This window comes from Paenibacillus sp. V4I5, assembly GCF_030817255.1.
Lineage (GTDB): Bacteria > Bacillota > Bacilli > Paenibacillales > NBRC-103111 > Paenibacillus_E.
In genome coordinates this window covers 6,048,035-6,060,700 of record NZ_JAUSZB010000002.1, presented here as the reverse complement: position 1 = coordinate 6,060,700, position 12,666 = coordinate 6,048,035, and the positions used below count along the sequence as shown (strand labels likewise).

Here is a 12,666-nt window from a genome sequence, read left to right as displayed (position 1 = left end):
AGATACCCCTCCTCGGTTGCGATTAGATTATGATGTATCATCCAGTCATCCTGTCTGATAGGTTGATCATAATTGATACCGCTTTCTCCGTCAAGTAAAAAAATCGACATTTTTTTTAGTAGGTTTTGATCAGTTTCTCGATACAATCCATCATTTGATGAAACTCGCCTGTCGCTCTTTCTGGATCATGCTGGGAAATCCCCTCGTAAATCGTATGATGGAAAGGATAGGTCTCATCAAATAAGCGCTTCTCTCCAAGCGGATCGTTGAAAAACTTTTGATAAAGGCCGCTCATAGAGTTAATGACGCTTTCCAAGATCGGATTACCTGAAGATTTAATAATGTGTTGGTGAAAAGCAAGGTCTATTTGCGAGGTATCTTTCCCGCTTTCTTTTAGCCTTTTATATTCATGTAAAATTTTTTCCAACTCTTTCAATTGATTCGCATTGATATTCCGTGCGGATAGCTCCACCGCTTTGCCCTCGAGTGCACGACGCACATCAAGAATTGAAAGTAAGAACTTCTTCTCGTTCTCCACCTTCACTTTGCCGGTGAAACGAAACGTATCAACATCACGCACAAAAATACCCTTACCGTTCTCTACACGAACAATATCAACGGCTTCCAAATAACGCAGAGCTTCCCGCAAGGACGAACGGCCAACACCAAACATCGCGGTCAGTTCTCCGGCGGAAGGCAGCTTGTCTCCCTCTTTCAAAGCATTTTCCTCAATATATCGTTGAATTTCTTGTGCTACTAGTTCATGAACATTGTATTTCTGAATTTTCGGCATCGATTTTTCCCCTTATCTTCGAACCTGTGTACCTATCAGACAGGTGAATCATAGTATGAATTCTATGCAGTTGTCAAGCCAAACGAACGAAGTTTTCACCTTTGAACGTTTAAATTCGTACTGTTTCGGGAGCACAAAATGAACGGCTTACGCAGTCCTTGGGAGAGTGATTGTATGATTGCCTACAAAGCAAGCTACGCCACAAGAAAGACGTAAAGCTTTTGCTTTCTTATCCGTGTAAAGTTGTACTTTGTACAACAATAGGTAAGCTAATCCGTGTTATCCACGACAATGTTGCAAAAAATACAACAATTTCAGCCTAAAGTAGCTCTAAAGCCTAAAAAAAAGCTAAATTGTAGTACACCATACAACATTCATAGCTTTTCAAGTAGAAATCAAGGAAATTGTTGTATGCTGTACAACTTGCCTTTCTAATTCTCCATTTCTTCAAAAAACCAGCAAACAAAAAGTTAGGCAAACACATTTACTTACCGAATGATTATCCATATCCACTCTCTCTTAGCTAACTATCTTAAGTAAGAATAGGCTTAATCATTCCCCCCCTAACCTAAGAAAAGGGGCTGTCCTCAAATAGATTTTATCTACTTTTAGGACAGCCCCTTAGATTTAAGGCTTCACTTGATATAGGTTATACAAATCATCCAGCATAATGTTAGCCGCTTTGACACCGCCGGCTGTATTCCATGTCGCATCATTCACTTTGATAAGCTTATTTTCTTTGACCACTTTAAGATTTTTCCAGAGCGGGTCATTCATCCATTCCTGTTCTTGCTTGGTCCCTTTGCCATCTCCGGTCTCATAGGTAAAATAAAACACTTTATCCGCAGCATCAAGCTCCGTTAGACGCTCCTTGGTAATGTCTTCAAATGATTTCTCATCACTCTTAGCATCCGAACGAACCATGCCGATTTGTTTAAAAATAACACCCGTGAACATGTTGCCGTAATAGTATCTAGTTTTGCCACCCATAAAACGGACGACAGCCACTTTCTCTTTCAGCTTATCACCTGCTTTGCTTTTGAAATCCTCAATGCGTTTATCGAAAGCTGCGATGATTTTATCGCCTTCGGCTTTCTTATTTAACGTATCGGCATATAAGCTGAAGTTACTTTTCCACTCACCACGCAGCGTCTCCGAATAGACCGTTGGAGCTATGGCTTTTAATTGATCGTAGACTTTCTCATGACGCATCTTATTGCCAATGATTAAATCGGGTTTAAGCGATGCAATCAACTCCAAATTCGGCTGTGATTCACCGCCGATTGTCGTCACACCCTGCATATCAGCTTTAATATGATCAAACCATGGGCTACCATAGTAAGATTCAACGGCACCTACCGGTTTAATGCCTAACGCTATAAGTGCTTCCGTTCCTTCATTGGTCAAAATGACAACACGCTTTGGATTCGCTGGTACAGCCGATTCCCCCATGGCATGTTTAATGGTTCGAGGACTATCCGCCTTCGCTGATTCTTGAGGTGCTGCAGATGCCGAAGACTGTGTACTTGGCTTATCTCCACAAGCTGTTAAAACAACCGACAAAATAAACATAAGTGCAATAAGAGCCCAAGCTCTTCCTTGTTGATGATTACTTTTTCCAAACATATAAATGAGTTCCCTCCACGCTGTCATTTGATGATAACGATTATCATTATCTATCATATATTACTAATTTATCACCTGCCTGTCAATATATATTGATAATGATTATCATATTCGTTGACTTCGCTAGTCATACTCATTAAAATAAATGAAGCAGCATTTAAGGAAGCAGGCACTCATTCATGAACAATTCAAGTTATTCAAGCAAAGTACGTCTCCACCATTTCTATAAAAGTATTGGATTACTCGCAGCTTGCTGCTTGTTGGCTGCAATGATGCTCAGCAGCGTCATGTTCGGCCTACATACGTATTCATGGGATCACATTATGACCTCCTTTGATCAAGCCGCCAAACCAACAAACGAGGCTATTATCATCCAAACCGTACGCATCCCAAGAGCCTTGATAGCTGCTCTCGTAGGAGGAAGCTTGGCTGTTGCAGGAGCTCTTATGCAAGCTATTACACGGAATCCGCTCGCTTCTCCAAGCATATTCGGCATTAATTCAGGCGCAGCCTTTGCCATTGTGTTATCCGTTGGATTTTTTAATGTTTCCAGCCTTACGCAATTTACTTGGATTGCATTTCTCGGTGCTGCATTCAGCTCTGCCCTTGTCTATGGACTCGGTTCCCTAGGCCGCGACGGTTTAACGCCTATGAAAATTACACTCGCTGGTTCAGCAATGACGGCATTTTTCGCTTCACTAACTCAAGGCATTTTGCTTGGAAACGGTAAAGCGTTTGACCAGGTCTTATACTGGCTTGTCGGATCTGTCGAAGGACGGACTATGGCCATGCTCCAATCCGTTTACCCTTATATATTAATCGCTTGGATTGGTGCGATATTTCTATCACCGCACATCAACATATTATCTATGGGGGATGATGTAGCCAAAGGGCTTGGACAACGCACCGTATACGTGAAATTCATTTCCGCAGTAGTGATTGTCATTCTTGCCGGGGGCTCTGTTGCTGTTGCGGGTCCGATTGTTTTCATAGGGATTATCATTCCGCATATCGTTCGCTTTCTTGTTGGAATCGATTATCGCTGGGTCATTCCGTATTGTGCGGTTCTAGGCGGCATTCTTTTAGTTGGAGCTGACATTATAGCTCGTTTCATTGTTATGCCTAAGGAAGTACATGTCGGTGTAGCGACAGCCATTCTCGGAGTACCCTTCTTCATCTACATCGCTCGCAAAGGGGGACTTCTGAAATGAGCCATTCCCATCGTTATGTTACCATTCGAAAAAGAGGCTTCTCTTATCTGATCAGTAAGAAATCTCTGATTGTTTCTCTTTTTCTACTCCTAGCTGTCATCGTCGTGATGATTCTGAGTACAGGAATAGGAAGCATCTATATTAAACCTGCTGAAGTCGTTCGCGCTGTTTTTGGTTACGGGACTGATCCAAGCACGATGATCGTTAGAACTTTGCGTCTACCTAGAGTCATTGTTGCTGTCTTGATTGGTGCATCGCTAGGTGTAGCCGGAGCCATCCTGCAAGGCATTGTACGAAATCCGCTAACCTCGCCGGATACGATTGGCACAACGGGCGGGGCTACACTTGGAGCAGTTTCTTTTTTCTTTTTTTTCTCAGATAAAGTCAGTATTCACTGGCTGCCAGTTGCAGCTATTATTGGTGCTTTCGTCGCTACCTTACTGGTCTATTCACTCTCATGGAAAAATGGAATCACACCTCTGCGGCTTGTTCTGATTGGGACGGGACTTACAGCTGCGATGAGCGCACTCTCCTATCTCATGCTGCTTTCCGGTCCGATTATTCTGGCTAATCAATCTCTGACCTTTATGACAGGCAGTATTTATGGAGTTTCCTGGAAAAAAGCGGTTTACCCGCTCTTACCATGGGTCGTGCTGTTAATTCCCATCATTTTCTTGTATGCGCGGCACATTACCATACAATCCTTGGGCGAAGATATCGCCCGTAGTGTTGGAAGCAACGTTCAACGTCAACGCTTCCTATTGATCATCCTAAGCGTTGCACTATCAGGGGCTGCAGTTGCCTTCGGAGGTGCGATCAATTTCATTGGTCTCATGGCTCCGCACATTTCCCGCAAGCTCGTAGGTGCTAGCTTCGGTGCGCTTATCCCTGTGTCCGCATTGACTGGTTCCCTGCTTTTGCTGTTGGCTGATTTAGCTGGACGCTTCTTGTTCAAACCGCTCGATATTCCGGCAGGTGTATTCACAGCAGCTATCGGCGCCCCTATCTTCATCTATGTGCTATATCGCAGTAGAAATCGCGGTTAACAACAGCGGTTTTACTTAAAGGAGAATCGACCTATGCCCACCCTTGAAAAAGAAAAAGCACTAGAAGCACAATCGCTTCAGTTGACATACGGAGAGACGACCATCTTTCACAGCTTGAATTTACAAATACCTAAAGGCAAAATTACCGTGTTTATTGGCAGCAATGGCTGTGGGAAATCAACACTTCTACGATCGCTTGCTAGACTGCTGAAGCCGAAATCAGGTGCAATCCTCCTGGATAGCACGGAAATCGCCAAACTCTCCACAAAAGAGGTAGCCCGGAAAATGGCCATTCTCCCACAAGGACCTTCCGCGCCCGAAGGGCTTACCGTACGACAGCTCGTGAAGCAAGGACGCTACCCTTATCAAAGTTGGCTGCAGCAGTGGTCATCTGAAGATGAGAGCAAAGTCATGCATGCTCTCCAGCTTACGAATATGCTCACTTACGCGGATCGCAGTGTGGATTCCTTATCTGGCGGGCAGCGCCAACGAGCATGGATCGCTATGACACTGGCTCAGGACACCCCTACACTGCTCCTTGATGAGCCTACTACTTATCTGGACTTAACCCATCAGATTGAGGTATTGGATTTATTGTTTGAGCTGAATGAGAACGAACAACGCACGATCGTGATGGTGCTGCATGACATCAATCTGGCCTGCCGTTATGCCCATCACATCGTCGCCATTAAGGATAGTTCTGTGTATGCAGAAGGTAAGCCGGAAGACATCGTGAACGAGCAGCTGCTTCTAGATGTGTTCGATATGAAATGCAGCGTTGCGCCCGATCCTATCTTCCGAACACCTATGTGTATCCCTTACGGAAAGGGTCGCGTTCTTCCCCATAAATAATGACAACCCCGGTCATCTAAGTGACCGGGGCTGTTTACGATTAAAGGTATAAGTGCTAAATCGTTCTTGCAAAATTAGCCATATTATAATTGCTCTCGAACATAATACTTGCAGATACCAGGTTTTGCCTAATTGTGAAATCGAACAAAATTTCACCATGGGTCCAGCTTTTCTTCCGTTTCAATGATTCAATGGCCATCTGCCGAAAGGATTGATACTGCAGCTCCGTCAAACCTTTGGTCGTAGTTGCAGGCAATACCCCGTCTTTGCTCTCAAATGGAAGGTGCTTAATGCCGAATTTACCAATTTCATTGTTGCGAATGTGAACAAACACAGTACCGGAATTCACATGTGATAATTCTTCTTTGATCTTTCTAAACACCAAATCGATTTGTCTAGCGAGTGGTATCTGATCCAAATTCATTACTTTCCTCCTTAAGTTTTATTTTTTTACTTATTATGTAATTTATGTGACTGTAGACCTATTATACTCACACTATTTACATTATTCAACAGTTTATTTACATTATTCAAACAATTCTTACTATTTTTTATGTAATGTTAATAAAATTCCCATTTCAAATGTAAGAAACGAACGATATTTGTCGAAATGATGTAGAATATTTCCAGATTCAATGTTATAATTTGCAAGCATACATCATGGATTCCAACACAAATAAACAAATTTCGCAGAGGAGTCGGTCGGATTGGATAAAGTATCAACCTTATCGTTCAGAAAGAAACTACAACTTGGTTGTTATGCACTTATTGGTTTGAATTCAATCTTCATGTTGATTGTGACATTTGCTTCAGATTGGAATCGCTTACTTGGTATCATATTCCTACTTATTATTCTTGGAGGCGGCTACCCGTTCATTCGATGGTTCGAGAATCAGCTAACGGAACCCATTGCCGATTTATCCCGAATAGCGCTCAACATTTCCAAAGGGGACTTCTCTCAAAAAGTAACCGTAACCTCAGATGATACACTTGGGCAGCTTGGCCAATCCTTTAACAAAATGATAGATAAACTACGCGAAATTCTTCGCGACACAGGAACAATTTCGAAGCAGGTTTTTCAAACAAGCCGTGATATTTATGTTAAAAATGAAAGCTTCCGTACAGTCCTAGAACAAGTGAGTATTTCGGCCCACGAGCTGGCCTCGGGTGCCGGGCAAATTTCAGAAGAAGTTTCTGGTGTTTCGATTACCTCCAAAGACATTGAAGTGAGAATCGTCAATTATGCCGGGTCTGCGAAAGAAATGAAAGATCGCTCGGATCAGATGATGACCCTTGTAGAAAAAGGACGCACGTCCGTTGAAAGCCAAGGCATCGGTATGAAACGAAATGTAGAAGTTACACAGCAGGTATCTGATACAATCGATATGCTGGCTCGTCAAGCTGAAGGCATCAGCAGCGTTACTCGTTCCATTTCCGAGATTGCTGAGCAAACGAACCTTTTGTCCCTCAACGCTTCCATCGAAGCTGCTAGAGCTGGCGAACATGGCCGGGGCTTTGCAGTCGTCGCTCAGGAAGTGCGCAAGCTAGCTGAAGAGTCAACCTCTCTTACACGTGAAGTATTCGGTTTCGTGAAAAGCATCGAGCAAGGTATTCAAGAAGCCATTCGCAGCATTCAAGTGAACGAAGATGTCGTGAAGAAACAAACCGTGTTAATCGAGCAAACCGAAATTGTTTTTGCTGAGATTGTCGGAAGCGTAGGCTTTATTTCGGAAGAAATTACCCGCTTCGCGGAAGAAAGCGAGCAAATGCTGACAAGCTCCGAACAAATCGCCGCGGCGATGGAGAACATATCGGCGATCACGGAGGAATCAGCGGCTGGCACACAAGAGGTTTCCGCTTCTATGAATGAGCAGATCACTACGGTACAAGGGATCGTTACACAAGCCGAAGAGATGACGCGTGTTGTCACACAATTACAACAGACGATTCAGGTCTTCAAGTTATAAGCTTTATTCGTACAAAAAAGGCTTTCCCACTTCGGTCATGGGAAAGCCTTTTTTGTTCACGCTTGGACTTTAGCTTCTGTCAGTTCCATGAACTGCTTCACATCTTGAACTGCCATATCGACAGCGCTTTGCCAGAAATCCGGTTCTGTAAGATCAACGCCGAGATGCTTCTGAGCAAGCTCCTCCACGTTCATGCTGCCTGTGTCTCTAAGCAAAGAGATATACTTTTCTTCAAAGGCAGCACCCTCCTGCACCGCTCTTGCGTAAATACCTGCACTAAAGAGGTAACCGAACGTGTATGGGAAATTATAAAAAGGAACATCCGTCGCATAGAAATGCAGCTTAGCCGCCCAGAAATGCGGATGATAGCTGCTTAAAGCATCTTTGTAAGCTAGCTTCTGTGCATCCACCATGAGTTCATTCAAACGTTCAACGCTAACTAAACCTTGACTTCGTGCTTCGTAAAAGTTCGTTTCGAAGATGAATCTCGCATGGATGTTCATGAAGAAAGCGATTGCCCGTTGGATCTTATCCTCGAGTAAAACGATGCGTTCTTCATCTGTTGAGGCACTCTTTACAACGGCGTCCGCTACAATCATTTCAGCGAAGGTAGAGGCTGTCTCTGCGACGTTCATCGCGTACTCCTGCGCTAACGCAGGCATATCCGTCATGACATGCTGATGGTAGCCGTGACCTAACTCATGAGCTAATGTAGAAACGTTATTTAACGTTCCGCCGTAGGTCATGAAGATACGCGTCTCACCCGCTATCGGGAAAGATGTACAGAAGCCCCCAGGCCGCTTCCCTGCTCGATCCTCAGCTTCGATCCAGCGCTTCTCAAAGGCTTCTTCCGAAAAGGCTGCCAGCTTCGGACTGAACTGTTTAAATTGATCGACAATCAGACTAGCACCATCGTCATAAGAAATTTTCTTCGAGGAATCGCCCAGTGGCGCATCCACGTCAACCCAAGCCAACTTATCAACGCCAAGCAGTTTCGCTTTTCGGTTCAAATACGCAACGAAAATGTCTTTATTGCGGTCGATCACTTCCCACATGACATTCAACGTTTTCTCTTCCATACGATTGATAGCAAGCGGCTCTTTATGTATGTTTTTCCAACCTCTGTATTTATAAACCTGAAGACGGAAACCTGCCAAATGGTTTAATGCTTCGGCACAATATTCCTCTTTATCCGTCCATGCTTGTTCCCATTTTTCAAACAGGTCCAGTCGTTCTTCACGATTCTCTGTATGTAGTTTATTAAACGCTTGACCGGCGGATAGCTCCACCTGTTCACCGTCAACCTCTACAGCCATGCGGAATTGACCAACGGTCGTATTATACAGATCTCCCCACCCATGATAGCCATCTACAGCCAAATCATTAATTAAGGCTTCCTGCTCAGGCGGCAGCTTCTCTTGGGCCAAAGCACGTCGCTCATGGAGCGGAAAAGCTACAGCTTTGAACGGCTCTTTCTGCAGTAGAGCTGACCATACATCATCTGGAATCCCCGTCAGAACTTGATCAAAATGGGTGAGCGAAGACAAATGCTCTGCAAACAAGCTTTTGACCTGTCCGCTAAGTACAGGCGCTTTCTTATCCTTCTGATTATCCGCTAGCAAGCAGCCTACGAAAGAATCCGCCTCATGGATATGCTTCAAATTATGCTGAAACAGTTCTATCAGTCTTTCTAGCGAAGCTGTATCTTCTGCCTGTTGTGGTGAGGGGGTATTTCGTACTTGTTCTTGAAAAGCAGCAATCGATGCTTGAAGCTCCTTTAGGTGCGCTGCGAATGCAGGAGACTCGCTTCCCCCAGGAAAAAAGGTTTCTAAATTCCATGTTTGATTAAGAGGTAAATTAAGCAAAGCTATCACCTTTCCTTTCCATCTTTTATTAAATCATAATCGCCACCTGATCGCCAATAATACTCATCTTGATCATTGCTTATAGGTAAAAAGTATGATTCAATTATAGATAGTTCCCACATCATATATTCGGAACAGGATGGGTGATTTTCAATTATGAAACCGTTACAAATTTCTCCAGAAACAGCCGTTAAGCTAGCTGAACAACTTAAGGTGCCTTTAGAACATCTCATGCATATGCCACAACATATTTTACTGCAAAAATTAGCGGAGCTCGCTAAAGCTTCCTCACCGGAAAATAGCGATCCAGAATCGAAGTAAGCGTTGATCCCTTTCGCTAACACTTGGCCTTATGACATTATTATGAAGGACATTTATGTGGCCCAATGTCCCTTTTGCCATAGCCCCAATGTGCTGCTGCCATTGAAAATCCACGAACTGACATCCATTCACGAAGGTAAAAAAAAGCTGCTTGTGTTTCCTTGCTGCCATAATAAGCTAACGCTCGTCGACACAGATCGCGATTATTTATTGGCGGACACCGCAATACGCAAATGAATCGTAGCTTCAAAGCGCAAGGAGTAGAAAGAGTCCCTATGAATGAGTACCTCGTTCCTTTGACAAGCGCATGTACGTTAGTTACGTTAAATTACATGGCAATGAAACTTCGCAGCAAGATGCTTATCGATTCATATGAGCACTTGCTTGCACCATTGCTCACTGGACTAGCCAGCATCATCATGATGCTGGTACCCCTACCAGAGCTATTTGGCCTGGTTGATTTACGTTCAGTCCCCATCTTTATGGCCGGTTTGCGTTATGGACTGCCTGTTGCCTTATTATCAACAATATTACCTTCGGGATTTACTTTCTTCACACAAGAAAACCAAGCATGGTTCATCATTGTACAAGAACTAATTGCCCCAGCATTGATTAGCCCCTTATTTCACAACAAAGAATACCGCAGTGGTTTCTTGGACATTCCTATTCGACATGGGCTGCAAATATGCTCATTTGTCTTCCTCCTACGGTTACTAATACAAGAGCTTCTAGAGAGCAACTTATCATGGCCATACGCCCTAGATCAGTTGTTTATGCTGGCTATCATGTCAGCTACTTTCATCATCATTATCGTCATGGTCAATGATGAGAATAAAAGTTGGCGGCTGCAGCGCCAATTAGAGTTGCAAGCCAATCAAGACGGCTTAACCAAACTACCGAATTTGCGCAGCTTTATGCCGATTGCCATCAATGCGCTACACAAACGCAGAGTATCCATCATGATGATTGATTTAGATAATTTCAAGCAATACAATGATCAGTTTGGACATTTGGAAGGTGATCAGCTGCTTCGCGAAATCAGCAGTGTTCTACGACAGCATATCCATGAACAGGATTATTTGGCTAGATACGGGGGAGAAGAATTTATTCTTCTCAGCTCAGAGATTGATCCCCTGCGGCTTAGCAAATATGCTGAGTTGCTATGCGCCATTGTTGCGGATACGTTTCTCCATAAGAACCCTACAGATTCTGTACCAATAACAATCTCAATAGGAATTTCAACCGCGGAAGAACCTCAGGTGGAACTGAAACGAGTTATCTCTGAAGCAGATCATGCGCTTTATGAATCCAAGCACCGCGGCAAAAACCGTTCTACCCTTTACAAGCATATACAACTAAAAAATGAGAAAACCTCTATCGAGGCCATTCAAAGATGAGCGACCGCGTTTAGAGGTAGGTTTTATCGCCAATAAGAAAGCGGTTTTCGGGAGCCGAAAACTTATACTTTCTTATGTGGTCAAAAAATGAACGCTTAGCCATTCAAGGGATTGAAGTCAACTCCTTGAATAGATAAGCGTTCATTTGATTTATACGGCAATATTCATTATGTAGCTTGTTTCATTTCGTCTGGCAGCTCCATACGAATCGCAAGCATATCTTCACGGGTTGCTATCCATTGTTCACGACTTGCTCTAATCATACCAGCATCCATAATCTTGCGGTCATTGATAATGCGTGAAAACCATTTGACCGCCTCATTGAAGCGGCTTAATCTGCGATTGAGCTCTCCTATTAAATACATGAGTCGTGCATTATTGAGGTCCAAACCTTCTGTTTCATACACACTGACATAAGCGTCCAAGGCAAACGTTAGGAAACGCTCCTCCTGCTCCCAGTCTCCTTTGGAACGGTACAACCATGCCAAATGGTGTAGAAGACCTGCTACAACACGTGATTTCTCATCTCTAATCTGCGCACTGAGAAGGGCCAATTTGTAACTAAGAAGTGTATCTTCCCAAGTTCTATCTCCGCAATAATTGCGCATTGACCAGTTTTGAGCCACTCTCTCGTAAAAGACTTCCCTCTGCGCTGGTTTCCATTTATCCGAAAAGTTTTCTGTATGCGCATATCCACAAAATGGACAGACCCTCACTACATAGAAGTCGGGGTTGATGTCTTTATAATGAACACAGAAATCCGTATCTGTTTTGCTAGCTTTCTTGAAACTCGGACGAACCTTCATCGTTTTGTAAGAATTCTCGCAATATGTGCACTTCACTGAAATTTCATATAAAGGTTCGACCATCATTGAAACCCCGCCTTCACTTAAGTTGTATGTAGGAAAGAAGAACTATTCTTCTTTTGATGTGTTAATAAAATGATAGGCAGAGCCTTTCAGGCGTTCAAGTAAAAAATCCCGCAAATCAGATGGTAGTCCTACTTCCACCATAGCTTCCGACATACAGCTTAACCAGGCATCTGCACGTTCTACTGTAATTGGAAATGCCATGTGTCTTGCTCTCATCATTGGATGTCCATGCGTATCTGAATACAAGGTTGGTCCACCAAAAAACTGACTTAAAAACATAAACTGTTTATCTATAACCGGTCCTATATCGGAAGGGAACAGAGGCGATAACAATGGATTCTGCTGAACTTTTGGATAAAAGGCTTCCACGAGTCGGCGTACCGTCTCCGCTCCCCCCATCAATTCGTACAACGTGCTGCGATCACTTTCTGACATTAGGGTAAACCTCGCTATTCATAATCACTTTAATAGTTTTCTAAATCCTCATCCCCTGCATGCATGAGCGTTTCTCGAATGACAAATACGAACATACATACAACCAAACCAGCAATTACACCTGTCATTTGAATCACTCCCGCTGCCTAGGATATAAGACTTTACTAGTTCTATTTTACCATAAAACCGAGCTCTGAACAGTACCAAAGTCTAAGTATTTTAGGACGGCATGTATGTCCCATCCTGTTCATATAGTTGAGTAGGAGGAGGTATCCAATCTC

At 43.5% G+C, this 12,666-nt stretch carries 13 protein-coding genes; 7 read left to right on the top strand and 6 right to left on the bottom strand.

Annotated elements, in window-relative coordinates; translation table 11 throughout:
* Positions 1 to 115 precede the first annotated feature (115 nt).
* Together QFZ78_RS29780 and QFZ78_RS29775 are read right to left on the bottom strand one after the other, a co-directional pair.
* Positions 116 to 793 (bottom strand): FadR/GntR family transcriptional regulator, encoded by a 678-nt coding sequence (locus tag QFZ78_RS29780; protein ID WP_307552921.1) that lies wholly within the window; start codon positions 791 to 793, stop codon positions 116 to 118.
* 627 nt (positions 794 to 1,420) lie between these two features.
* Positions 1,421 to 2,419 (bottom strand): ABC transporter substrate-binding protein, encoded by a 999-nt coding sequence (locus QFZ78_RS29775; RefSeq protein WP_307552920.1) that lies wholly within the window; start codon positions 2,417 to 2,419, stop codon positions 1,421 to 1,423.
* Between the two features lie 179 nt (positions 2,420 to 2,598).
* Here QFZ78_RS29775 and QFZ78_RS29770 point away from each other — a divergent pair, with 179 nt between their 5' ends.
* The 3 genes from QFZ78_RS29770 to QFZ78_RS29760 are packed head-to-tail and all read left to right on the top strand — an operon-like array spanning position 2,599 to position 5,528.
* Positions 2,599 to 3,630 carry a FecCD family ABC transporter permease gene (locus tag QFZ78_RS29770; RefSeq protein WP_307552917.1) on the top strand — a complete coding sequence of 344 codons (1,032 nt, stop codon included), beginning with the start codon at positions 2,599 to 2,601 and terminating at the stop codon, positions 3,628 to 3,630.
* On the top strand, positions 3,627 to 4,676 hold the full coding sequence (locus tag QFZ78_RS29765) for a FecCD family ABC transporter permease (RefSeq protein ID WP_307552915.1): 1,050 nt from the start codon (positions 3,627 to 3,629) through the stop codon (positions 4,674 to 4,676). The genes QFZ78_RS29770 and QFZ78_RS29765 overlap by 4 nt, the downstream gene beginning before the upstream one ends.
* A 33-nt stretch (positions 4,677 to 4,709) precedes the next feature.
* Positions 4,710 to 5,528, top strand: a complete 819-nt coding sequence (locus QFZ78_RS29760; RefSeq protein WP_307552914.1) for an ABC transporter ATP-binding protein — start codon at positions 4,710 to 4,712, stop codon at positions 5,526 to 5,528.
* Between the two features lie 55 nt (positions 5,529 to 5,583).
* Here QFZ78_RS29760 and QFZ78_RS29755 read toward each other — a convergent pair whose 3' ends face one another.
* Positions 5,584 to 5,952 (bottom strand): hypothetical protein, encoded by a 369-nt coding sequence (locus tag QFZ78_RS29755; RefSeq protein ID WP_047681433.1) that lies wholly within the window; start codon positions 5,950 to 5,952, stop codon positions 5,584 to 5,586.
* Between the two features lie 283 nt (positions 5,953 to 6,235).
* On the opposite strand from QFZ78_RS29755, the gene QFZ78_RS29750 reads away from it, so the two are divergent.
* Complete coding sequence (locus QFZ78_RS29750; RefSeq protein ID WP_307552910.1) at positions 6,236 to 7,495, top strand: methyl-accepting chemotaxis protein; 1,260 nt, start codon at positions 6,236 to 6,238, stop codon at positions 7,493 to 7,495.
* Between the two features lie 56 nt (positions 7,496 to 7,551).
* Here the strand turns inward: QFZ78_RS29750 and QFZ78_RS29745 are convergent, their stop codons facing one another.
* Positions 7,552 to 9,360 (bottom strand): M3 family oligoendopeptidase, encoded by a 1,809-nt coding sequence (locus QFZ78_RS29745; RefSeq protein ID WP_307552908.1) that lies wholly within the window; start codon positions 9,358 to 9,360, stop codon positions 7,552 to 7,554.
* A 156-nt stretch (positions 9,361 to 9,516) separates the two neighbouring features.
* Between QFZ78_RS29745 and QFZ78_RS29740 the strand changes: the two genes are divergently transcribed.
* The 3 genes from QFZ78_RS29740 to QFZ78_RS29730 are packed head-to-tail and all read left to right on the top strand — an operon-like array spanning position 9,517 to position 11,078.
* Positions 9,517 to 9,681 (top strand): YycC family protein, encoded by a 165-nt coding sequence (locus QFZ78_RS29740; RefSeq protein WP_307552906.1) that lies wholly within the window; start codon positions 9,517 to 9,519, stop codon positions 9,679 to 9,681.
* Positions 9,682 to 9,684: 3 nt separating this feature from the next.
* Entirely contained in the window at positions 9,685 to 9,918 is a 234-nt protein-coding gene (locus tag QFZ78_RS29735; protein WP_082562640.1) for a hypothetical protein, read from the top strand.
* 38 nt (positions 9,919 to 9,956) lie between these two features.
* The gene (locus QFZ78_RS29730) at positions 9,957 to 11,078 is read left to right on the top strand and encodes a diguanylate cyclase (RefSeq protein WP_307552904.1); all 1,122 of its coding nucleotides are present in this window, start codon (positions 9,957 to 9,959) and stop codon (positions 11,076 to 11,078) included.
* A 167-nt stretch (positions 11,079 to 11,245) separates the two neighbouring features.
* On the opposite strand, the gene QFZ78_RS29725 is transcribed toward QFZ78_RS29730, so the two are convergent.
* Complete coding sequence (locus QFZ78_RS29725) at positions 11,246 to 11,950, bottom strand: DUF2225 domain-containing protein (RefSeq protein WP_307552902.1); 705 nt, start codon at positions 11,948 to 11,950, stop codon at positions 11,246 to 11,248.
* A 42-nt stretch (positions 11,951 to 11,992) separates the two neighbouring features.
* The gene (locus QFZ78_RS29720) at positions 11,993 to 12,385 is read right to left on the bottom strand and encodes a globin domain-containing protein (protein WP_307552900.1); all 393 of its coding nucleotides are present in this window, start codon (positions 12,383 to 12,385) and stop codon (positions 11,993 to 11,995) included.
* Between the last annotated feature and the right edge of the window lie 281 nt (positions 12,386 to 12,666).